This window comes from Brucella sp. IR068 (assembly GCF_049065885.1).
In the GTDB taxonomy this organism is placed as follows: Bacteria; Pseudomonadota; Alphaproteobacteria; order Rhizobiales; family Rhizobiaceae; genus Brucella; species Brucella intermedia.
Map to the genome: position 1 here is coordinate 377,095 of NZ_JBAKHE010000001.1, position 22,816 is coordinate 399,910.

A 22,816-nucleotide genomic window follows, 5' to 3' on the forward strand; every position below is an offset into this window, starting at 1 on the left:
TTACACGGGTTTCAAAATCGTTGCGACCATCGCCCTGGCTTCGCCAAGACGCGCACTGTTGCCCTCCAGCCCGGCCCGCATGATCGCTCCTTCGAGTATGAAGGAGAGCTGCACGGCCAGCTGGCGGACGCGTGGCGGATCGTCGGGGATCAGGCCGGTGAGGTGGGTCACGAGCAGGCCCTCGACCTCTTCCTTGTGCTTTCTCACCGCCTCGCGGCCCGGATCGCCAGCGGGCAGTTCCGCCGCCGCATTCAGGAGGCCGCAGCCGCGAAACCCGTGTTCATAGGCAAATTCCGCGTGATCGCGATAGGCGTCGAACACCGCCAGCAGCCCGCCCATCGGGCCTGCTGCCTTCTCCAGCCGCTTTTCATAGAGGTTCAGCCATTCGGCGTGGCGATGCTCCAGATAGGTTGCCACCAGCTCCGCCTTGGAGGTGAAGTTGTTGTAGAGGCTCTGCTTCGCCACGCCTGCGCGCTGGATGATCGCGTCGATCCCGGTGGCCGAAATGCCCTCGTCGTAAAACAGTTCTGCTGCCGCTTGCAGAAGCCGCTCCCGCGCCGGTTTTGAAGTTGGTGTGACGGAATCGCTCATAATACATGCCTAGATGATTAGGTAGACCAGTCTACCTAATCGAAGGATGGAGTCAATCCGGGGTCAGCCTTGACGTCTGACCCGAACAGACCTGTCAGTTGTCAGGGAAAGGCATATCGAAACACGTCGTTCAAATAGGCCTCATTCTGAATCGGAAGTGCGTCGTTCCAATTCGTTCAAAGCCTTGGGACGTGTAGAAGTTGATTGCGGAGGTATTTTCCGAGTTCGTGGTCAGCCATACGGAAGGAGCCCTCGCATCGCGCGCGTGGCGCAAGGCTTCCTGCAACAGTGCTCGCCCGATCCCGTTTCCGTGATGTCGCGGCTGGACGTAAAGCGTCGAAATTTCCATTGTCGAACAATTATCTATCGGAGCGGAGCTTTTGGAACTGATCCGGGTGAAGCCATCCAGACCGTCTTTATTCTCCGAAACGACAATATGTTCATCGGCGTCTTCGATGAGGTTCCGGAATTTTTCCTCCGTGAACTCGCTTAGAGCATAATCGGCAAAAAATGCGTTCACGCCCCGGCGGATGTAGGTGCCCAGCCAAACCTCAATCGAGATGGCTGCGAGAACAGAAGCGTCAGAAATTTGTGCTGTTCGCAAGCCCATGGGCAACTGCACTCCAACAGGAAAAATAATAATCAGGAATAAAGGCTTGGCTCAATATTTACAGCACATATAAACGTTGATGGGATGTCGTGACAAGTTTGGCACTATCCCCCTTGTCCCCCGGGAGAGATTCACGTATCGCCTATGTGAGGCAGATGGAACGGGAGGTCGTCCGGTGCCGCAGAGAATTTCCCCCCTCGCGCCTTTCCAATACAAGACATTCCGGGCGCTTTGGTCAGCTACACTGGTTTCCAACCTTGGCGGTCTGGTGCAGACCGTCGGCGCTGGCTGGATGATGGCAACCATCGCCCATTCGGACGATATGGTTGCTCTGGTGCAGGCTTCGACAACCTTGCCCGTGATGATCTTTTCGGTCGCCGCCGGTGCCCTGGCCGACAATTTCGACCGCCGCCGCATCATGCTCACCGCGCAGGTTCTGCTGCTGGTCATTTCGGTCGCGCTGGCGGCTTTCGCCTATCTTGGCATATTGACGCCCTGGATGCTGCTGAGCTTCACGTTCCTCATCGGCTGCGGCGGGGCCTTGCACAATCCTTCATGGCAGGCGTCGATGGGCGACATCGTGCCCCGCACCGACCTGCCTGCCGCCGTGGCGCTCAACAGCATGAGCTTCAATCTCATGCGCAGCATCGGTCCGGCCATCGGCGGTATCATCGTTGCGGCGGCTGGTGCTGCTTTTGCCTTTATTTTCAATGCGTTCAGCTATTGCGCGCTCATTCTGGCGCTCTGGCAGTGGAAGCCCGAAACGGTCAAATCCACCTTGCCGCGCGAAACGCTGGGACCGGCCATGATGGCGGGGCTGCGTTATGTGGCCATGTCGCCGAACCTGCTGAAAGTGATGTTCAGGGGCTTTCTGTTCGGCCTGTCCGCGATCGTCATCCTGGCGCTTCTTCCGCTGGTCGCCCGCGATCTCGTCCACGGAACGGCGCTGACCTACGGCATCATGCTGGGTTTCTTCGGGCTTGGCGCCATTGGCGGTGCCTTGCTCAGCGCCCGGCTGCGCGAGCTTCTCGGCAATGAATGGCTGGTGCGCGGAGCTTTCGTGGCCTTTGCGGTCAGCTGCGGCCTGCTGTCGATCAGCCGGAACATGTGGCTCAGCTGCATTTTCCTGCTGCCTGCCGGTGTGTCGTGGGTCCTGGCGCTGTCTCTGTTCAACGTCACCGTGCAGCTTTCCACGCCGCGCTGGGTGGTGGGGCGCGCGCTGGCGCTTTACCAGACGGCGACCTTCGGCGGAATGGCTGCGGGCAGCTGGCTCTGGGGTGCCGTGGCGGATGAATATAACGTGCCGGGTGCGCTTCTTGCTGCCGCTGTCGTGCTCGTTTTCGGCGCTCTGATCGGTCTTCTCCTGCCGCAGCCCGAGTTCGAATCCCTCAATCTCGATCCGCTCAACCGTTTCAGCGAGCCGCAGCTTCGGCTTGATCTTCGCTCACGCAGCGGCCCGATCATGATCATGGTCGACTACAAGATCGCGCAGGAAGACGTTCCCGCATTCCTTTCCGCCATGGCCTTGCGGCGGCGCATGCGTATCCGCGACGGCGCCCGGCAATGGGTGCTGCTGCGCGATCTTGAGAACCCGGAAACCTGGACGGAAAGCTATCACGTGCCGACCTGGGTGGAATATGTCCGCCATAACCAGCGCCGGACCAAGGCCGATGCCGAAGTGTCGGAAAGGCTGCTCGCCTTGCACAAGGGAGACAAGCCGCCGCTGGTCCATCGCATGATCGAAAGGCAGACGGTTCCGGTGCATGACGACATGCCGCTCAAGGCGCATCTCGACCTGTCTTGAGCAGCGATTTCAAATTGAGGCAGAACCGCGAATTCCGCAAAACCGGCAGCGAAACGCTGCTTGGGGAACGAAAGTGTGCCCTTTTCGCATCGATTTTTGTGGCGAAGAACCGACTAAATCATGGCGAAATCAAGGCTAGAAGCCCATTCGCTCCCGCAGGGGCTTCCGATAGGATCGCGAAACCGGCCATGACTGATCAACGCCGCGCATCCTGATCAGCCATTTGTCGATCATGCTTCTGTCTATGTCCGAAACATGCAGAACATTGATGAATGTCGTGCGGTGAATGCGCAAAAAGAGACTTGGCGGAAGAATGCCCGCCCATATGCCGAGCGGTCGGGAATCGAGAACCTTGGAACCGTCGCCAAACCATATCTCGCTGTAATTGCCTGCCGAGCGGACCCCTATGATTTCTTCCGGTGAAACACCGCGCATTACGCCGCGTTTGCTGACATAGATCACCGAGGTCGGGTCGGTTTCCTCATGCCTGACGGGCTCGTCTTCAGGCGTCGCATATTTCGCCTGGGCGATCAGGCTTGCGCATTGGAACATGGCCTTGATCTCGGCCCGCGACCATCGTCTGGCTTCCACTGTCGTATCGAAGCCGATGATCCCGCGCAGCCGATCGTGATGAAAGAGGGGAATGCTGAGAATGCTCTGGTTTCCCTGCCGCAGAAACTCCGCCTGAAGGGCGCGGGCGGTGCGTGGCAGCCCTCGGACGTCGTGAACCGCGACGGCCTGTCCCCTGGTCAGATAGCGGTGCAGCCATGCGATCAGCGTAGTCGGAATTTCCTGAAGCTCGGCGATATAGGGCGTCGTACTGCCCTTGCACCATTCATGCGAATTGCGAAACCGCAGGAGATCGGGCGTATATTCGATCATCCATGCCCGGTCCGCCCGCGAAGCATTGCCGACGGCGGCGAGAAATTCCGAAATGGCGTTTCCGACAGGTTTCCGAAGCAGATGCAATGCGCAGACATAGGGCCAGTCGAGTGCCGGCGCCTCCGCGCACTCCGTTTCGGAATAGATCCGATAGGCCCCAACCGCACTATCCAAGCCGCCTCCCAAAATGTCGCGTGATCGAAATCCGTCATCCAGTAATAGCAAGACAGTATATTGAATATAATTGCCCGCTATTTGCAATGGAATTCACGCGGCCAATACAACCGATGTTACTGGCGGCTCGTCCGGTGGTAAGGGGACGAAATTGGCGAGGGGATGGCGGAAAGCCGGTCGATAGCCCCAAAAAGCCTCGGTATGTGTGGTGATAGCATAATCATACCGAGGCTGCGCATTTGCCTGATTCCGCCGAAGCGGTGCGCGAAATCAGATTAGTGATCATTGCGACAGAAAGAAGTCTTACTTCGTAGGGGCAAGGAATGGCTGTGGATCAATTAATCCGGACCCGGATTAATTTCAAATCGCACAAATTTTATTTCAAATACTTCGCACGGCCATGCCTTTGATTTGACTTCCGTTCAGCCGATATCTTCGACCTGGTCGAGATACTGGCCATATCCTTCGGCTTCCATCCGGTCCTTCGGAATGAAGCGCAGCGATGCGGAATTGATGCAGTAGCGAAGCCCGCCGCGATCGACCGGGCCGTCAGGAAAGACATGCCCCAGATGGCTGTCGCCATGGGCCGAACGCACTTCCGTCCGCACCATGCCATGCGAAACATCGGTCAGTTCCGCGACATTGGCGGGTTCGATGGGCTTTGTGAAGCTGGGCCAGCCGCAATGGGACTCATATTTGTCGGCAGAGGCGAAAAGCGGTTCGCCCGAAACGATGTCGACATAGATTCCCGGCTCCTTGTTATAGAGATATTCGCCGGTTCCAGGGCGCTCGGTGCCGCTTTCCTGCGTGACGCGATATTGCTCCGGCGTCAGCCTGGCAATCGCTTCCGGGTTCTTGCTGTAGGTCATGATGTGCGCTCCCTTGATATGTCTCCAGAATCTAGGACGACGAGAGCAACTATTCCAGCCCGCCGCAAATGACGAACTGTTGAAGAACCGCAAAACCGGAAACCCGGACCTACCGGCTGATCCGGACGCGTGGAAAAATTTCCATGGTCAGGTAGTGCTCGTCGAAACTGGAAATATGGACGAGGGCGGACCGGTTGAAGAACTCCACCTCATTGTTGCGGAACACAAGAAGTTCGTCTTCGCGAAGTTCGCGCAGCATGCGGTTGATATGGATCGGCGTCAGCCCGAGCGCATCGGCAAGTTCGCTCTGGGTCAGCGGGCAAAAGAAGCTGTTCTCGTCGCCCGTGCCGTTGATGCGCGCCCGGTGGCCGAGTTCCAGCAGAAGATGCGCGATGCGAACAAGTGCGCTGCGGCGGCCGATGCTGATGAGATGTTCGATCAGGATAGCACGCTGCCGGGCCATCAGTTCCATGAACGTCATGGCGAGGCGGGGCGACTTGAGCAGGCTTTCGGTGAGATGGTCCAGCGAGATTTCGAGGACGGAAAGCTCCGTAACCGAAATGAGCGTGTAATAGTTGAAACCGAGCCCGGTGCGGAAACCGAGAAAATCGCCTTTCATGGGAAAGTCGAGTATCTGGCGGTCACCATCGGGAAGATCGCGATAGATGCAGCCCCAGCCGCTCTTTATGATATGGACCGAATTGGCCCAGTCTCCCTGGCTGCTTACCACGGTGTGGGCGGCATAGGTTTTGGAAGCCATGGGCAGGGCGGCGAGCACGCTGAGATCGCTTTCTTCAAAAACCGCGCCTATGGGCGCGCTTTCCAGAAAATGGCGCAGCGATTTTGCTTCGTCGGCATTTACCACCATTGAGCCTACCTGCCGTTTCGCCCAGCAAAGGAAATATAAATTTTAAGTCAGGTGTCCCCGCATTCGTTTTTTCCCCGCTCTCGCCCGGAAGCGGGGCATCGCAAGAGTTTTATCGAGGGCGGTTGTTTTGGCAAGGTAGTAATTTCTACCACTAATTGGGTATATATCCGCGCTTCTTCTAAACCATATTTTGCCGAAGCCCTTAATCTAGGTTAATGACACTGTAGAAAATTTCAGGCAACTTTCCAGACTAGTTTCCCCCGTTGGTTGTCTATATATCACAAAGATCAATAAAACAGGGTAACCGATGCGCATGCTTGATTGTCATGCGCAAGAAACGGAGGCGTGTAATTAAATTGGGTTAGAGGGCGAACAAATGAACATTTCACCAAAATTCAGCAACAGAACCACTGAAATAAAGAATAACGGCTTTGGAGCGACAAGAGATGCTTCCTTCAAGCCTGAACTGCCCAGTGACAGCGTGTTGCCGTTGCTGGTTATCATAGATAACCGTGCGCTGGATCGCGAGTGCCTGGCACACGGATTGACCAATCACAGTATCGAAATGTCGATTGCCACATTCAGCTCGTTCGAGCAGTGGCAGCATCAGCGTCGGGGCCGCACGGCGGGCGCGGTGCTTTTCAATATCGGCGGCCAGAAGGTTTCCGACCCGGCGGTCGGCAATTATCTCAATCGCATCGTTACGGACTGCGCCCCGGCGCCCGTCATTCTTCTGGCCGACAAGGAAGAAATCTCGCAGGTCCTCAAGGCGCTCGACCATGGAGTGAAGGGTTATATCCCCACCTCGGTCAATGTGAATGTCTGCGTCGAAGCATTGCGGCTTGCCATGGCGGGAGGAACCTTCGTGCCGGCCAGCAGCGTGCTCGCCCTGCGGCACGCCACCGATCCGAATTCGCAGCGCCTGCAGCCTCTCGGCGGAATGTTCACCCAGCGCCAGGCCGAAGTGGTCAATGCGCTGCGCCGCGGCAAGGCGAACAAGATCATCGCCTATGAACTGAAACTGCGGGAAAGCACCGTGAAGGTTCATATCCGCAACATCATGAAGAAGCTGAAGGCATCCAACCGCACCGAGGTGGCTTGCATCATCAACGAGCTGTTCCCGTCGGAAACATCGTTTTCCGACCTGCAATAGGGCGCGACCCGACGCCCGCTTTAGGGGCAAGGGGACATTCAGCGGACTGAACTATTCCGTGAAGGAGAATTTGGGTGATTATCTCCGACGTTTCGGCAGGAAACGGGCGGCAGCCGGTGGCTGACCTGCTCGACATTATAAAACGCAGAAAAATGATGCTGATCGTGCCGGTGGTCGCGGGCATTGGCGTCGGTTTTGCAGGCTATCTCACAGCGCCGGTCAGTTATGTGTCGGAGTCCGTGCTGGTGCTGGATATGCGGCGGTTGCAGGCGCTTCCCAATGAAAGCGCCATCACGCCGCTGCCGCAGGACAGTCCCGTTCTGCGTTCGGAACTCGATATCATCAATTCCCGCATGATGGCGCGCAAGGTCATCGACATATTGCAAGCGGAGAACATAACCGTGCCGACGCAATTCCGCTCGCGCACGGTCTTGTCGTCCGCCTCGGATGCGGCGTCGCAGGCCAAGGGCGCGCGCGAGGTCGATCCGGCCCTGCGTGAGCGCCAGCAGATAGACCTGCTTCTTTCGCGGTTGCGCGTCACCAATGACGGACGGTCCTACACGATCTTCATTTCCTATCGCGCATCCGACCGGGTCTATGCGGCACAGGTCGCCAATGCGTTCGCCACGGCCTATCTCGACCACCAGATCGACGTGCAGCAATCGGCAACGCGGCGCATCAGCGAGTGGCTTGGCGACAAGCTTGGGAACTTGCGCAGCGACCTTGAAAGCGCGGAGCGTGCCGCGGAAGAATTCCGCCAGAAGTCGCGGCTTGCGGGCGATCAGGGGCAGATCAGCTTTCAGGCCCAGCGCGTGGCGGCGCTGAACAGCGAGATCGTCGCCGCAACGGGCGCCGTTTCGCTTGCCGAGGCGCGGCTGCGCACGGCGGAAGAATTGAAGGATAAGGATGAAGCGCCCGCGCTGGCTGAAGTTTTGGCGTCGCCCGCGATCCAGACCTTGCGCAGCGAGCAGGCGCGCGTCGAGCGGCAGCTTGGCGAATTGCAGTCGAACGGTGCGCTGAAGAGCGCCGAAATCCCCGTGCTGAAAGCCGAACAGGAAGCGTTGAAACAGCAGATTTCCAGCCAGGTCGGCGATATCATCAAGAGCCTTGGCAACGAAATCCAGATAGCGCGCCAGCGGCGCAGTGGACTGGAAGAAGCGTTGAAGAAGGCGGAGGCCGACCTTGCCGAGGCCAATCAGGCGCAGGTGAAAGCCGTGCAGCTTGACCGTGAAGCCAATGCCAGCCGCACGGTCTATGAAAGCTATCTGACGCGTTACAAGCAACTGATCGAGCAGGACGGCATGGCTGCGCCGGAAGCGCAGATGATTTCTCCGGCGGAACCGGCAATGGCCAAGGCCAGCCCGAACCTGCCCAACTGGCTGTTGCTGGGGCTGGGGCTTGGCGGGCTGGTTGCGCTTGCAGGCACGATGCTGAAGGAAACATTCGACAAGATCAGGCCCGCACAGACGGCATCGCTGGTGCTGCCCGGCATTCCGGCGGCGACGCTGCTGCCGGTCTCGCCGCAGATGACCGTGCCGCTTCTGGTCAATCGCGGTCTCGATCCGGCAAGCCCGTTCGGTCGCGCCATCAAGTCCGTGCATGATCGTGTTCGGGCGCTGACGCGCGGTCGGGATTCGCTGGCGCTTTCGGTGGTTTCCCTGTCCAGCGGCGAAGGAAAGACACTGCTGATCACCGCGCTCGCACAACAGATCGCCGCCACCGGACTGACGGTTGCAGTCATCGACGCGACCAACAGGCGGTCGGGGCTGGCGGAGGCCTTCGGGTTGCCGCACAATGATTTTGGCGGTGTGTCCACCGGTCGGCAGCTCACCGGCGCGACGCTCGTGCACGACCATGGCTCCGGTATCGATATCATCAAGCCGAACAGCCTGATGCGCGAGGGAGACTGGCTGGCCGAACTGATTGCCCAGCTTCGCGCCGATCACAAGATCATTCTCGTCGATCTTCCGGCGGTCATGGAAGACAAGCGCTCGGTTCTCCTTTCACGGGCAACCGATACGGCGCTGCTCGTGGTCCAGTCAGACCGCCAGGACCAGCTTGCAACCAATGCGCTGATACAGACGATGGCCTCCTTCGGGCGCAAGCCGGCGCTGGCGGTGGTGAATCAGAACATTGCCTCCTATCGAAGCTGGATCTCGCTTCCCGTCGCGCTGTGCGGGCTGGGCCTGCGCAAGACGGGGCAGGCTATAGGCGGCATTTTCACGCGACGGCGAAAACCGGTCGCAGGCAGCGTTCAGGAACAGGCGTGAGGGCAAGCCAATGGCACACAGGATCATGAAAAACCGCATCGCCGCCCATCTGCGGGCCACCATGCTCGCGGGGCTCATTCTGGTTGGCGGAAGCCTCGCCGCGCTTGGCGAAGGGCAGGCCTACCGGGTCGGGGCCAACGACGTGTTGCAGGTGACAGTTTATGGCCAGCCGTCCCTGACGGGGCTTTACCCGGTCGATGTGGACGGCAATATCGGCTATCCGATCGTGGGCAATATTCCGGTGAGCGGGCTCACCATCAACGAGATCGGCGAGAAAATCGCCGGGTCGCTGTCGCAGCACATTCCCGGCCTGACGGTTACCGCAACCATCAACCAGTACGCGCCGGTGTTTGTCGTCGGCGACGTGAAGGCGCCGGGAAAATACCAGTTCCGGCCCGGCATGGTGGCGCTTGAACTGATGGCGCTGGGCGGCGGGGCCGGCAAAGCGGAGACGCCGGCGCTGACCGCCGGGATGCAGCTTATCACCGTCCAGCAGGAATATGTGGATCTGCAGATGCAGATCACCGCCATGACGATACGGCGCGCCCGCTTCGAGGCGGAACTGAACGGCACGGAATTCAACTATGTCCTTCCGGAACAGCCTGCCGCCAGCAAGGAAACGGCGGCGCTGACGCAGCAGATGCTGGACGGGGAAAAGACCGTCTTCAATGTCCGCCGCAACAATCTCGCCGCTGAACGTCAGGCGCTGGAAGCGCAGGCCGCGAGCTATGGCGACGAAATAGAGACCTTGCAGCAGAGCATCAAGCTGCACGACACGGAAATCGGGCTGTTGCAGGAGAATGTGGATTCCAGCAAGTCGCTGGTGGATCGTGGGCTGGCCGCCAAGTCCAACCTGCGCGACATGGAGCGCGATCTGTCGGCGACCCGGCGCGCCGCGCTGGAGCTTGCCTCCTTCCTCGCGCGGGCGAGGCAGAACCAGCTTGCCATGCAGCAGCGCATCGCCAATCTGGACGAAATCCGCAAGAGCGAGGCTGCGACGGCCTTGCAGGACATAGACCTCAACATTGCCCGGATGGAGCGCCGCAGCAATGCGCAGCTTCAGACCATGGCCGAAATCGCCAAGTCCTCCGGCAATATCGCCTCGTCCACGCTGCGCCAGAAGCTGATCTTCTCGATCAGCCGCATCGTTGATGGAAGTTTCCAGGATATCGTTGCCGATGAGCGCACGGAGATCAGGCCCGGCGATATCCTGCGCGTCGAGCTCGACATGAGCAGGGTCGGCGGCTCGCCCTCATAGGGCGAGCTTTTTCTTCAGCCAAGATTCAGTCAGGATTAGGAATTTTTCAGCGCCGGTTTTCAGGCCGCGACAGGATCGGCGGTTTCCCGCGCCCAATCGCGATAGACGTCGCGCAGGCCGTCTTCCAGACGGATGCGCGGTTTCCAGCCAAGCGCCCGCATGCGCGACGTGTCGAGAAGCTTGCGCGGCGTGCCGTCGGGCTTGCTGAGATCATGCTCGAAGCGGCCCTCGTAGCCGACGGCGCGGGCGACGGTGAGCGCCAGGTCCCTGATCGAAATCTCGTCGCCCGTTCCGATATTCATCGGCTCGATGCCGTCATAGAAGCGCAGCATGTGCAGGCAGGCATCGGCAAGGTCGTCCACATGCAAAAATTCCCGCAAGGGCTTGCCGCTGCCCCACAGCGTGACGTGATCGATGCCGCGCACCTTGGCCTCATGAATCCGCCGGATTAGCGCTGGCAGCACATGCGAGCTTTCGGGATCGAAATTGTCGTTCGGGCCGTAGAGATTGGTCGGCATCGCCGTCATGAAGCGGTTGCCATATTGCCGCGCGCAGGCCTCGGCATATTTCAGTCCGGCGATCTTGGCGATGGCATAGGCTTCATTTGTCGGCTCCAGAGGGCCGGTCAGCAGCGCGTCCTCGGTGAGCGGCTGCGCCGCGTCGCGGGGATAGATGCAGCTTGAGCCGAGCCACAAGAGGCGCTCGACGCCGTTCTGGTGGGCGGCGCGGATGAGGTTCATGCCGATGGCGAGATTGTCGTATAGAAAATCCGCCGGATATTGCGAATTGGCAAGAATACCGCCGACGCGGGCGGCGGCGATGATGATGACATCCGGCTTGCGACCGCTGATGAAATTTTCCGTCGGTCCCTGCCGGGTCAGGTCGAGCGTGTTATGCGCGGCAGTGATGATGTCGCAATCCGTGTCTTGCAGGCGGCGAAGGATGGCCGAACCGACCATGCCCGTATGCCCGGCAACGAAGATTTTCTTGCCTTCGAGCGAATAGAGAGGGGCGATCTCAGCCGTAGAAGTCATTGCGTCCGACCTCCCGCATGATGTTGCGCAAATCCCAGTCGACCATTTCGGCGACGAGATTGTCGAAGCCGGTCGTATGCTGCCAGCCGAGGCGGTTTCTCGCCTTGGAGGCATCGCCGAGCAGGAAATCGACTTCGTTCGGGCGGAAATAGCGCGGATCGATCTCGATCAGGCAATTGCCGGATTTGCGGTCGCGGCCAATCTCCTCCACGCCGTCGCCCTGCCATTCGATCTCCTTGTCGACCGCCTTGAAGGCGTGTTCGACAAATTCACGCACCGTATGCGTTTCGCCGGTGGCAAGCACATAATCGTCGGGAACATCTTCCTGCAGGATGCGCCACATGCCCTCGACATAATCACGGGCATGGCCCCAGTCGCGGCGGGCATCGAGATTGCCGAGGCGAAGCCTGTCCTGAAGGCCGCGTTCGATTGCCGCGACGGCCCGCGTGATCTTGCGGGTGACGAAGGTCTCGCCGCGTAGCGGGCTTTCGTGATTGAACAAAATGCCGTTGGAGGCATGGAAGCCATAGGCGTCCCGATAATTGACCGTTGTCCAGTAGGCATAGAGCTTCGCGGTCGCATAAGGGCTGCGCGGCGCAAAAGGCGTCTGTTCGTTCTGGGCCGTGGGCGAGCTGTTGCCGAAAAGCTCCGATGTGGAAGCCTGGTAGAAGCGGCATGTCTTGCCGAGCCCCAGAATCCGCATGGATTCAAGCAGGCGAAGCGTGCCGAGCGCATCGGCATTTGCCGTGTATTCAGGCGTTTCAAAGCTCACCTGCACATGGCTCTGGGCGCCGAGATTGTAAATCTCGTCGGGCCGCACTTCCTGAATGACCCGGCACAGATTGGTCGCATCCGTCAGGTCGCCGAAATGCAGGCGAAAGCGAATGTCGTCTTCGTGCGGGTCCTGATAGAGATGGTCGATGCGGGCCGTGTTGAACGAGGAAGACCGCCGTTTCAGACCATGCACGCGATAGCCTTTCTTGAGCAGAAGCTCGCTTAGATAAGCGCCGTCCTGTCCGGTCACACCGACGATGAGAGCTGTTTTCTCCTGCAAGACCCTGCCTCCGATCAGAAACTCGATGAAGCCATGTTAGCGATTTCCGGCGCGGGCAGAACGGCTCCAAAACGGCAATCGCGGGCGGTAACCTCCCTCTTAGGATGAGGCTGGCGGCGCGCCCGGCATGGCCTGTTTCACCCAAAGAGGTAGGCGGTTCGCCCGCTGTCGGTGCCTGCCATGCCTTTGTGTTTCTTGCGGGTTCGGCTGCGCTGTTGCGATCCTCTGTTCAAGAGAAACATGCACAGGAAGCGAAATCATGCGTGTGGTGCTTGCCAATCGTTACTACTATCCGGACCAGTCGGCGACGAGCCGGATGGTGACGAGCCTTGCCCACACGCTGGTGCGCGAAGGCATCGAAACGACGGTGCTGGCAAGCCGCAGCTATCACGACCGGCGAAAGGACGTGCTCCCGGCGCGCGAGACCATCGGCGGCGTGGATGTGCACCGCATATGGACCTCCGGCTTCGGTCGGGGCAGGCTCGTGGGGCGTGCGGTCGATTATGCGACCTTCCATCTGTCCGCTGCCGTATGGTTCGCGTCCAATGCCAAAAAGGACGATGTCTGCGTCGTCTGCACCGATCCGCCGCTTCTGTCGGTTTCGGCTGCGCTGCCCGTCCGTCTTCGCCGGGCAAAGCTCGTCAACTGGGTGATGGACCTTTTTCCCGAAACGGCGATGGAACTGGGGCTCATCAGGTCCAATACGGTTTCCGGCAAGCTTGCGCTGATCCTGCGCAACTGGTCGATGCGCCAGTCGGCGCTGACCATCTGTCCGATCGAGCGCATGGCGCATTATCTTTCGACGCGGGACATTCCGGCGGAAAGCCTGAGCGTGGTTCACCACTGGGCTGACCGAAACGAGATCGTTCCGGTGGAACCCGCGCAAAATCCGCTCCGTCGCGCCTGGGGCCTCGGGCGCAAATTCGTCATCGGCTATTCGGGCAATTTCGGGCGCGCGCATGAGTTTCAGACGGTGCTTGATGCAGCCGAGCGGCTCAAGCACATGAAAAGCATAGTGTTTTTGATGATCGGTGAAGGGCAGCAGCGCGGTTTCGTCGAAAGCGAGGTCAGGCGGCGGGGCCTCACCAATGTGATGATGAAGCCGTTCCAGCCCGTGGAAAAGCTTTCCGAAAGCCTTGGCGCGGCCAATGTGCATCTGGTTTCGCTGAAGCCGGAACTGGAACATTGCATCGTCCCCAGCAAGTTTTACGGCGTCCTTGCCGCCGCCCGCCCGACAATCTTCATCGGCGACACGGAAGGCGAGATCGGCACGATTGTCCGCGATTTCCAGTGCGGCATGGCGCTGAGGCCGGGCGATGTCGATGCGCTGGTCGATGCGATCCTTCATCTGCGCCACTCGCCGGTCGGACGCATGTCGATGGGCAACAATGCCCGCTATCTGATGGAAACCGCCTATTCGCGGGAATATGGCGCAGCCGTCTGGCAGTCCGCCATCTCGCGGCTTGAGGAAAAGGTGGTGCCGCAGGCCATGCCGGTTCTCGACCGCCAGTTCCAGCCGAGGGAACTGTGATGGAAGGCTCGGTCGTTGTCAGCCAGCTTGGCGCGCGCCGGCATTATGCGGTCCCGCGCATTTTCGCAAACAATCAGAGGCTGGCGCATTTCTATACGGATATCTGCGCCTTTCAGGGATGGCCGCGTCTGCTCGGTAACGTTCCGCCCAATGCGCTCCCATCCTCGGTGCGCCGGCTGGTCGGGCGCAAGCCGCAGGGAATCCCACTGAAGCAGATGACGACCTTTCCGGTTTTCGGACTGCATTCCGCTATCCGCAGGCTGGCGAACCAGACCGGGCCGAAATCCACCGCCAATGCGATCTGGGCGGGCGAAACATTCGGCAGGTTGGTGGCCGAAAGCGGTTTCCACGGCGCGGGCGGGGTCTATGCGTTCAGCGGCGAAGCCGTGGAAGTGCTGTCTGCTGCGCGGAAAGCGGGGCTGTGGACCGCTGTCGATCAGGTCATCGCGCCGCGCGCGATTGTCGATCGGCTGGGGCAGGAAGAGGAATTGCTGAATCCGGGCTGGCAATTGCCAGTCGAAGACGATGGCTATTGCGAGGCTTTCGCGGAACGTGAGCGAACCGAATGGCAGCTCGCCGATCTGGTCGTGTGTCCGTCGCCTTTCGTTGCCCGTCATGTTGCCGAGGAAGGCTGCGCGCCCGAAAAGATCGTGGTGGTTCCGACCGGGGTCGATACACGCTTCCAGATCGAACGAAAGGCGCGGGCGCCGGGTAAATTGCGCGTGTTGACGGTGGGCGCGGTGGGGTTGCGCAAGGGCTCGCCCTATGTCGGCGCGGTTTCAAAACTGCTGGCGGAGCAGGCGGAGTTCCGGATGGTGGGGCCGCTGGAACTCCTGCCCGACGCGCAGGCAAAGCTGGCTGCAACAGTTGAACTGACCGGCCCCATTCCGCGCAGCGAAATGCGCAAGCAGTTTGAATGGGCCGATGCTTTCCTGCTTCCGTCCTTGTGCGAAGGGTCGGCGATTTCCGTTTATGAAGCATTGGCCGCAGGACTGCCCGTGATCTGTACCGAGAACACTGGCAGCGTGGTTCGCAACGGTGTCGATGGCTACATCGTGCCGATCCGCGACGTCAGGGAGACGTCCGAAATCTTGCGGGAACTGGCGGGCAATCCGGCGGCACTGGAACGGATGGGGGAAAATGCACGCGAGCGTGCGGCCGATTATACCCTGTCACGCTATGGCGAAAGGCTTGCTGCGGCGATATTCGGGGAGAGGGCGGCATGAACATCGTCCATGTCATCGGCTCCTACGATCCTGCGAAGGGCGGGCCGCAGGCGGTCGTGGTGCGGCTGGCAGCGGCACAGGCGGCGCTCGGCCATGAGGTGACAATCGTAAGCTACAGTGACGATGAGGTGAGCAGTCGCGCTGTCGCGGCGACTGCTGCAATTCCCGGGTTCGACAGGGTGCGCACCCTGTTGCTGCCGATGCCCGATCTGCGCGAGACGCTGTCTGGAAGCGCCGCAGCGAAGGCGATGGAGGCACTGTTGCGGGCCACGGATTTCGTGCATCTGCATGGCGTGTGGGAAACCAATCTGTTGCGCGCATCGATGCTCTGCCGCCGCTTTTCCGTGCCCTATTGCGTGTGCTGCTGCGGGATGCTCGACGTGTGGAGCATGCAGCAAAGCGCGTGGAAGAAGAAACTCGCGATGAGGCTGGGGTTTCGCCGGATGCTCGACGGCGCGGCCTTTATTCATGCGCTGAATGCGGATGAGATCGAGCTGATGCGGCCCCTGGGCCTGAAGGCTCCGCCGGTGATTATCCCGAACGGGATTTTTCTGAACGAGGTGGAGGGGGGAGAGGCCGATGTGGGCGGCTTGCCCGGACGGCCCTATGTGCTGTTTCTGTCGCGGCTTCACTACAAGAAGGGTCTCGACATTCTTGCCGATGCCTTTCGCCGGGTTGCACCCCTGTTTCCCGATGTCGATCTGGTGGTGGCTGGTCCCGATGGCGGGGCGGAAGACGAATTTCGCGAGCGTATCCGTCAATACGGGCTGCAAGAGCGCGTGCACATGACCGGCGGGCTTTACGGCCCGGCCAAGATCGCCGCCCTCAAGCGAGCGGCCTGTTTCTGCCTGCCCAGCCGTCAGGAGGGGTTCAGCGTCGCCATTACCGAGGCGCTTGCCTGCGGCGTGCCGGTGGCGATTACCGATGCCTGCCATTTTCCGGAGGTGGGCGAGGCGGGGGCCGGTATTGTTTCCCCGCTTGATCCGATGGCGGTCGCTGTGGCGCTTGAGCGGATTCTGGAAGACCCGGATCGCGCGGCGCGGATGGGTGTCGCCGGTGCAAAACTGGTGCGCGACAATTACACCTGGCCGCGCATCGCGGTCCAGACGATTGCGGCCTATCAGGATTTTCAGTCACAAAAGCCGGACGCGGTTGCAAGCCGCAAGGCGCTCCGGTCCGTTACTGCAAGCTGAGGGTCAGGGCTTTCGCCTTGGCCGCACCGGCTTGGCCGGATTGCCCGCATAGACCATCCAAGGTTCCATGTCGCGGAAACTGACCCCGCGTGCGCCCAGAACCGCCCCTTCACCGATATTCACCCCCGGTCCGACGAAGGCTTCCGCCGCAACCCAGCCATAAGCGCCTACATGAATGGGCGCCGCCGTCAGCGGAAAGTCGGCCTGATCGATATTATGTCCGGCCGTGCACAGATGCGCGCGCTGCGAGACGATGGCGAAAGGCGCAAGCGTCACATGGGCCACGTTGTAGCATAGCGCGCCGGGACCAAGCGATGAATGCGCGCCCATGGTCAGGTTGCCCGGCCACCAGATGCGGGCGCTGCCGCGCACGATGGCCGTCTTGTGCAGCCTCGCACCGAAGGCGCGCAGCACCGCGCCGCGCCAGCGCCACAGGAAGGACGGCGTCCATGCGGCGAGCAGCAGCCAGCTTGCCTGCCAGCACAGGCGCTGGACGCGATGCCCGAGCGTGAAGGTCGCCCCGCCCTCAAGCGGACGCGACGCATTCATTCTGCCCCTGATGCCTTCTCCGAGTGCATTGTGGTTCGACGTTACGGTCATGATGACCATCCTTCCTGAAGCTTGCCGCTGGGCGATGCCGGAAGCGGCAGGTGGATCGATCGATTGCGGATCACGCAGAACGAAAGAACGGGAATGAGGAACAATGACATGTGAATCCAGACCGGCACGACCCAATCCGTGTGGTGGGAAATGGAATGCATGGCCGGGACGATGGAAAGCATGTAAACCAGCTGGCCGAGCATTTCGCCCGCCATCGCGGTTTCCCAGAGCCTGCGCATCGCCCAGGCGAGCACCAGGAATTTCAGCGCGCCGAAATACCAGAACGACGAAAATGCGTCGACCAGCCCGGTCTCGGTGGTGCCGGTCAGCGGATTGTAATCGCGGCTGGGTTCGGGGACGTTGAGATAGAGCGCTTCCTTGACGTCGCCGCCGACGAGCTGCGCCGGAACGAATGTGAAGATGATCCGGTTCCAGTGATATTTGCCGTAGTCGAATTCCAGCCGACGGTCGATTTCATCGATGCGCTGCACGGCATTGCGCATTTCGGGGCCGCCGCGCTCAAGGGTGCTGCGGAAATTGGCGGCATAGTCGATTTCCAGAATCTCATCGAGAACGAAACTAGCATCCGTGCGGGTGACCTGTCGATAATCGCCCATGCTGGTCATCAGGAAAGTGCCGGCGAGGATGCCGATCGCCATGACGGTTCGAGGCACGACGATCCGCCGGTAGAACCAGAAGGCGAGAAGGAACATGAGGACGAGCTGAATTGTCTCTGCCCGTTTTCCCGTCACCAGAATCCGGTCCAGATAGAAAACCAGATCGAACAGGATGATCGCCAGCGCCGACCATGAGGGACGCCGCGCAAAACACAGGACGGCGATGGCAAGACCATAGGGCATGAGCTGCGCGAAGAAGAGGTAGACAACAGGCATTCCGGTCATCTGCATGCCGATGGAGACATCTCCGGGAAGACGGCTCAGGAGAAAATAGAATACGGCGCCGAAAGCCGACAGCCCTGCTGCGGCCCAGATCAGGCGCCGCTCGCTGAAACTCATGCGGAGAAACCGGATCGGCTTTTTCGTCATCCGCCACCCGATCACAAGCATTGCGAATGACAGGATGCCCATGATCATCGTCTTGGCATAAGCGCCGGAAGGCAGGAACTGGTCATAGACGAGAGCCGGGAGCTGCGGCAGCAGGAAACCGAAGGTCATCACCCCGGCAAGGAAGGGAAACTGATACATGCGCTCCGGCCGGGAGAAGAGGCCGCCAGCCAGAAGGTAGAGGACGAAGCCGACAAAGATCCAGGTGAGCGACAGGTTCATTGCGTGACCCCCGCCGCAGCGCATGTGTCTGAAAGGTCGGGCGCGGGTTCGCCCGCGGAAAGATCGTGCGGGAAAATGCGGCCCGAAACCAGATACCAGCCGAGCTTCACATATTCCTTGGCGACGAGTTCCATGTCTGCGGGCGTTGCCGGAAAGCCGGGGCGTCCGTCATCGCCGCCGATGGGTGACGAGATGAAGCGCATCTGCGGGCAGGCGGCGCGAAAGCTCGCTATGGCCCGGCGCGAGTGATACCAGTTGGTTACGACCAGTGCGCTTCTGGCCCGGATTTCGCGCAGGACGGGAGCGGAAAATTGCGCGTTCTGCCAGGTGCTGCCCGACTGGCATTCGACGAAGATCGCCGACGGGTTCACGCCGTTGCGCACCATGATCCGCTTGTTATAGAGGCAGTCGCCATCGCCGGTAACGAGGATCACCGGCGAGCGGCCTTCCTTCCAAAGGCGTGCGGCCTGCGCCGCGCGGGGCGGGCCGTCTCCTCCCGGCACGACGATGACATCCGCCCTGCCGCCATCGTCCTGCAAGGTCAGGACCGGTTGCGAGAAGAACATCGCGGCAATCCCGAACAGGATGGCGCAGGGCAGAACGACGAGAAGCATCATACCATACGCCGTTCTGGTGCTTCGGTTTCCAGCGGTTGCCTCGCCGGAGTTGTTTCCGCGAGGGTGGCCAACCGGCGCTGGCGTTGCTCTTCCATCTTGACCACGATCATGAACTCGTAAGCCGAAAGCAGGCGGCAATAGAGATAGCCGGGCTTGCCGTCGAGAAAGCCGCCGCGCAGCAGGTACATGTAGAGAAAGCGCAGGCCCGGCCTGAACGGCATGTGATAGGAAAGCGATTTCAGCGCCCGCCGCCGCCGTTCCGGCACTGCCGAAAGCATGCCGCCCCAGTCGATCTTGCGTTCGAGCTGGCGCGAGGCGGACAGATCAGCCTCGGCGGAAGAATAGCGATTATGTTTGTCGTACCAGGCTTCGAGGCCCTTGTTGAAGCTGTAATGGATGAAATGGGCCTGCAAGGCACCTTCCGGCCCGCCGCTGGCGCGCGAATGCACCGAACGTTCGAACCGCACGCGGTCCGGCCTCACCAGCCGTGTGATCCAGGTGGGATAGAGGCTGGCATGACGAATCCAGCGCCCCATGAACATGTTCTTGTAACGCGCCTTGAAGAACACCTCCGGCCGGTCGGGGTCGGCGGCGATTGCCAGCATTTCGTCACGCAGATCCGGCGGGGTGATCTCGTCCGCGTCAGGCGTGTATACCCAGTCATGCTTGAATTTGATTTCCGTCAGGCCATACATGCGCTGGCGGTCCTCGGTGTTGTAGGCGCGCTGGAAAACGCGGGCGCCTGCTGCCCTGGCGATTTCGACCGTGCGGTCGCTGCTGAAGGAATCGAGCACGACGATATCGTCGCACCAGTCCAGCGATGCCAGGCAGGCCGGCAGGTTGACCTCTTCGTTCAGCGTCATGATGAGTACGGAAACATTCATGAAGTTGCCCCGGGATAAGTGATTTTCGGTTTGGTGGCCGGATTGGCCTCGGCCATTGAGGCGGCGACGGCCTGACGCGGACCTCTGGTCATGTGCAGTACGAAAAGCGTGTGCGTCGCAGCGGGGATCGCCAGCGCCAGAAGCATCGGCCAGACAGGCATGTCGAACCGGACGGCGACATAGGCGACGGCACCGGCGATGAGGTTGAGCCCCATGATGGCGACGGCTGTTTGCCCACAGGAAAGCCCTGCATCCATCAGCAGATGATGCAGATGCTGCCGGTCTGGCGAGAAGGGGCTCCGGCGCGCCGACATGCGGCGCACGATCAGGCTCAGCGTATCGATGACTGGCACGATGACGATCCAGATCAGGACGGGAAAGGGGACGGCGGCTGTTCGGCTTGCGAGGATGAGGATAAATCCGGCAAGGGCTGCGCCCAGAAAGGTGCTGCCGCCATCGCCGAGGAAAAGGCTTGCCTTCGCGCGCCAGCGGTGCCGCATGTTGAAGACCAGAAAGCCGAGGCAGGCGGCGGCAATGGCGAGGGCCTGCAGGCCGAGGCGATGCTCGCCCACGCCGAAGCCGATGACGGCCAGCCAGAAGAAGGCGGCGGCGCTCGCGGATCCCGCCAGTCCGTCGACGCCATCGCTCATATTGACCGCGTTGACGAGGCCGACAATGAAAGCAAGCGCGATGAAGAGGAAAAGCGGTCCGGTAAGAAGCTGGATCAGCATGTCAGCGGCGGGCGTTGCGATCCCGTCCGGGGCAAGGCCCAGATAGATCTGCCAAACCCCGGCCATGCCCAGCATCAGGAAGGCTGCCAGCAGCTGAATCGCAAGGCGTGGCGCTACGGGCAGATTGAAGCGGTCATCGAGAACGCCGGTAACGAGGATCAGCACCAGCCCCGGCAGCAGGGTCACGGCATTGGCATGACCGGAAACGCCGAGCGCCAGCAGCGCGGCAACGGAAAACGACAGAAAAATGGCGATGCCTCCGCAAAGCGGGACATTTCCGTCATGCGTCTTGCGGGCGTCCGGGACGTCGATGAGATACCATTCGCGTGCCAGCCCGCGAAAGCCGAGGCAAAAGGCCACGGAAAGGACAAAGGCCAGAAGCGGGATCCAGGAAAGACTCGCCATGTCTCCTCCAAGGCGTGTGCAAAAGGGCGCGTGCAAAAGATAGAACTCGGCAAATTTTTACGCATTGCGACCCGGGTCCACGACTTGGCTTTAGAGCGTGCCGCATACTCCTTTCAGGTCGGGTGCTAACACCAAGGGCGACATTTCGTGCCTGTCGCAAAAGACTATTCTGGGCGGAAACGGGAAGATTGCGCCTGCGGGCGCTGCTGCCGGATTGAAATGGATGGGGGACGAAAAGGTGACACGAAAACCGCCGGCCGCGCCGGGGAATACCACTTGTTGGAGCGCATCATGAATGGCGGTCGCAGAGGCTTTCTCATGGCGGCGCTGGAGCAGTATGCGGGGCTGCTCTTCAACTTCGTGACGGTTGCTGCGGTATCGCGCTTTCTGGGGCCAGCGGAAACCGGAATGGGTGTGATTGGCCTCAGCCTTACGGCAATCGTGTTTTCACTGCGTGAATTCGCCAGTCCGGAGTTCTTGATCAAGATCGACAAGGTGCGCGATCAGGACATCCGGACTTCGCTTACGTTCCTGATGAGCGTGACGGTCCTGCTGTCCGCCGCTCTCTATCTCTCGCTGGGCTACTTCGCCGAAACCTACAATGATCCGCAACTGAAGCTTTTCCTCAGCATCACGATTGTGGCTGCGCTGGTCGAAAGCCTGTCCTTGCCGATCGTTGCGCTGTTGAGGCGCGAAATGGCCTTTGGAAGACTGGCGCGCATTCGGACCGCAGGCTCCGGGCTCGGCGCACTTGTAACCATTGCCATGGCCTTCTGCGGGTTCGGGCATATGTGTTTTGCCTTCGGCCTGCTGGCAAGCGCGCTGATGACGACGGGGCTGGCGGTTGCGATCCATCCTTTGGGCACCTTGCTGCGCCCATCGCTGGCCAGTTTCGATACGGCCTGGCGGTTCGGGATTTTTCTTGGCGGCAATGCCGGGCTGAACAAGATCTGCATGACGCTTCCGCAGCTCCTCCTCGGGCGCTTCATGCCGATATCGGCGGTCGGAATCTACAATCGTGCCGACACGCTGAGCGGCCTGCCGGATCGCATCATCCTTTCCGCCGTTTTCACGGTTGCGTTTCCGATGCTTTCGGCACAGGTCCGTGAAGGAGCCGATATCAGCCAATCCTACATACGGGCCTTGTCCTATATCACCGTGGTCTACTGGCCTGCGCAGGCTTTGCTTGCGCTCCTTGCCTATCCGGCGGTGCATATCGTTCTCGGTCCCGGCTGGTCCGAAGCGGCACCCATCGTCGCGATCCTCAGCCTGGCCTGCCTTTTCTGGTTTCCATCCATCCTGACCTATCCGCTGCTGATGGCATTGGGCCAGAACCGCGAGGCATTCCTGTCCAACCTGATTTCGCGGCTGGTGGCGGTCACCGTCATCAGCGCCGCCGCTTTCTACGGGCTGCTTGCCGTTGCGCTCGGCCAGTTCATCAGCCTGCCGATCCAGATGGTCATCGCCATCGTGTTCGTGCGCAGGCATGTGGCCTTTTCCTATGCGGTGCTTGGCCGGGCCTTGCTGAGAAGCGGGCTCGTAACCCTGATCACGCTCGCCATACCGCTTGCCATGGTGGCGGCGAACGGCTTTTCGCTCGAAGTTCACTGGTCGCGCGGCGTTGTGATGGGCCTCATCGCGGCATTCAGCTGGCTTGGCGCGCTGTTCGTGGTGCGGCATCCCTTCATCATCGAGGTTGAACCGATACTGGGCTGGCTTGCCGGTAAGATCCGGACGCGGAGCGTGCATCCGCCAGCTTCCAGGCTTGCGGAATAG

At 60.4% G+C, this 22,816-nt stretch carries 20 protein-coding genes; 8 read left to right on the top strand and 12 right to left on the bottom strand.

All coding sequences use genetic code 11. From position 1 onward, the window contains the following. Positions 1-591, bottom strand: coding sequence for a TetR/AcrR family transcriptional regulator (locus ACOWVS_RS01790; RefSeq protein WP_075041516.1), 591 nt, complete (start codon positions 589-591; stop codon positions 1-3). Between the two features lie 130 nt (positions 592-721). Then, on the bottom strand, positions 722-1,201 hold the full coding sequence (locus tag ACOWVS_RS01795) for a GNAT family N-acetyltransferase (RefSeq protein ID WP_247644410.1): 480 nt from the start codon (positions 1,199-1,201) through the stop codon (positions 722-724). A gap of 175 nt (positions 1,202-1,376) precedes the next feature. Between ACOWVS_RS01795 and ACOWVS_RS01800 the strand changes: the two genes are divergently transcribed. Further along, the gene (locus tag ACOWVS_RS01800) at positions 1,377-3,005 is read left to right on the top strand and encodes an MFS transporter (protein ID WP_021585546.1); all 1,629 of its coding nucleotides are present in this window, start codon (positions 1,377-1,379) and stop codon (positions 3,003-3,005) included. A gap of 135 nt (positions 3,006-3,140) precedes the next feature. On the opposite strand, the gene ACOWVS_RS01805 is transcribed toward ACOWVS_RS01800, so the two are convergent. The 3 genes from ACOWVS_RS01805 to ACOWVS_RS01815 form a co-directional block, all read right to left on the bottom strand. Then, positions 3,141-4,061 (bottom strand): GAF domain-containing DNA-binding protein, encoded by a 921-nt coding sequence (locus ACOWVS_RS01805; RefSeq protein ID WP_075041515.1) that lies wholly within the window; start codon positions 4,059-4,061, stop codon positions 3,141-3,143. 422 nt (positions 4,062-4,483) lie between these two features. After that, positions 4,484-4,930: a peptide-methionine (R)-S-oxide reductase MsrB gene (msrB, locus tag ACOWVS_RS01810; RefSeq protein ID WP_006468626.1), complete on the bottom strand. Its 447-nt coding sequence runs from the start codon at positions 4,928-4,930 to the stop codon at positions 4,484-4,486. A gap of 109 nt (positions 4,931-5,039) precedes the next feature. Then, positions 5,040-5,798, bottom strand: coding sequence for a Crp/Fnr family transcriptional regulator (locus ACOWVS_RS01815; RefSeq protein WP_075041514.1), 759 nt, complete (start codon positions 5,796-5,798; stop codon positions 5,040-5,042). 376 nt (positions 5,799-6,174) lie between these two features. Here ACOWVS_RS01815 and ACOWVS_RS01820 point away from each other — a divergent pair, with 376 nt between their 5' ends. The 3 genes from ACOWVS_RS01820 (at position 6,175) to ACOWVS_RS01830 (ending at position 10,479) form a co-directional block, all read left to right on the top strand. Continuing rightward, positions 6,175-6,951, top strand: coding sequence for a response regulator transcription factor (locus ACOWVS_RS01820; RefSeq protein ID WP_006468628.1), 777 nt, complete (start codon positions 6,175-6,177; stop codon positions 6,949-6,951). A gap of 74 nt (positions 6,952-7,025) precedes the next feature. After that, entirely contained in the window at positions 7,026-9,221 is a 2,196-nt protein-coding gene (locus tag ACOWVS_RS01825; protein ID WP_075041513.1) for a GumC family protein, read from the top strand. Between the two features lie 10 nt (positions 9,222-9,231). After that, entirely contained in the window at positions 9,232-10,479 is a 1,248-nt protein-coding gene (locus ACOWVS_RS01830) for a polysaccharide biosynthesis/export family protein (RefSeq protein ID WP_075041512.1), read from the top strand. Positions 10,480-10,538: 59 nt separating this feature from the next. Here ACOWVS_RS01830 and ACOWVS_RS01835 read toward each other — a convergent pair whose 3' ends face one another. After that, positions 10,539-11,513 carry a GDP-L-fucose synthase family protein gene (locus tag ACOWVS_RS01835; protein ID WP_075041511.1) on the bottom strand — a complete coding sequence of 325 codons (975 nt, stop codon included), beginning with the start codon at positions 11,511-11,513 and terminating at the stop codon, positions 10,539-10,541. Next, the gene (gmd, locus tag ACOWVS_RS01840) at positions 11,497-12,567 is read right to left on the bottom strand and encodes a GDP-mannose 4,6-dehydratase (RefSeq protein ID WP_075041510.1); all 1,071 of its coding nucleotides are present in this window, start codon (positions 12,565-12,567) and stop codon (positions 11,497-11,499) included. Before gmd ends, ACOWVS_RS01835 begins: the two co-directional genes overlap by 17 nt. 259 nt (positions 12,568-12,826) lie before the next feature. On the opposite strand from gmd, the gene ACOWVS_RS01845 reads away from it, so the two are divergent. Genes ACOWVS_RS01845 through ACOWVS_RS01855 form a run of 3 tightly spaced genes read left to right on the top strand, consistent with a single transcriptional unit; the run spans position 12,827 to position 16,517 of the window. After that, positions 12,827-14,098 carry a glycosyltransferase family 4 protein gene (locus ACOWVS_RS01845; protein ID WP_075041509.1) on the top strand — a complete coding sequence of 424 codons (1,272 nt, stop codon included), beginning with the start codon at positions 12,827-12,829 and terminating at the stop codon, positions 14,096-14,098. Next, complete coding sequence (locus ACOWVS_RS01850) at positions 14,098-15,324, top strand: glycosyltransferase family 4 protein (RefSeq protein WP_075041508.1); 1,227 nt, start codon at positions 14,098-14,100, stop codon at positions 15,322-15,324. Before ACOWVS_RS01845 ends, ACOWVS_RS01850 begins: the two co-directional genes overlap by 1 nt. Further along, positions 15,321-16,517 (top strand): glycosyltransferase, encoded by a 1,197-nt coding sequence (locus tag ACOWVS_RS01855; protein ID WP_075041507.1) that lies wholly within the window; start codon positions 15,321-15,323, stop codon positions 16,515-16,517. Before ACOWVS_RS01850 ends, ACOWVS_RS01855 begins: the two co-directional genes overlap by 4 nt. A gap of 3 nt (positions 16,518-16,520) precedes the next feature. On the opposite strand, the gene ACOWVS_RS01860 is transcribed toward ACOWVS_RS01855, so the two are convergent. The 5 genes from ACOWVS_RS01860 to ACOWVS_RS01880 are packed head-to-tail and all read right to left on the bottom strand — an operon-like array spanning position 16,521 to position 21,040. Further along, entirely contained in the window at positions 16,521-17,117 is a 597-nt protein-coding gene (locus tag ACOWVS_RS01860; RefSeq protein ID WP_006470352.1) for a putative colanic acid biosynthesis acetyltransferase, read from the bottom strand. Then, positions 17,114-18,403, bottom strand: a complete 1,290-nt coding sequence (locus ACOWVS_RS01865; RefSeq protein ID WP_075041506.1) for a hypothetical protein — start codon at positions 18,401-18,403, stop codon at positions 17,114-17,116. Before ACOWVS_RS01865 ends, ACOWVS_RS01860 begins: the two co-directional genes overlap by 4 nt. Next, the gene (locus ACOWVS_RS01870; protein WP_025092056.1) at positions 18,400-19,017 is read right to left on the bottom strand and encodes a YdcF family protein; all 618 of its coding nucleotides are present in this window, start codon (positions 19,015-19,017) and stop codon (positions 18,400-18,402) included. The genes ACOWVS_RS01865 and ACOWVS_RS01870 overlap by 4 nt, the downstream gene beginning before the upstream one ends. Further along, on the bottom strand, positions 19,017-19,904 hold the full coding sequence (locus tag ACOWVS_RS01875) for a glycosyltransferase family 2 protein (protein WP_075041505.1): 888 nt from the start codon (positions 19,902-19,904) through the stop codon (positions 19,017-19,019). Before ACOWVS_RS01875 ends, ACOWVS_RS01870 begins: the two co-directional genes overlap by 1 nt. After that, a complete protein-coding gene (locus ACOWVS_RS01880; RefSeq protein WP_075041504.1) occupies positions 19,901-21,040 on the bottom strand; it encodes an MraY family glycosyltransferase in 1,140 nt (379 codons plus the stop codon). Before ACOWVS_RS01880 ends, ACOWVS_RS01875 begins: the two co-directional genes overlap by 4 nt. Before the next feature lie 291 nt (positions 21,041-21,331). Between ACOWVS_RS01880 and ACOWVS_RS01885 the strand changes: the two genes are divergently transcribed. Further along, complete coding sequence (locus ACOWVS_RS01885) at positions 21,332-22,816, top strand: oligosaccharide flippase family protein (protein ID WP_075041580.1); 1,485 nt, start codon at positions 21,332-21,334, stop codon at positions 22,814-22,816.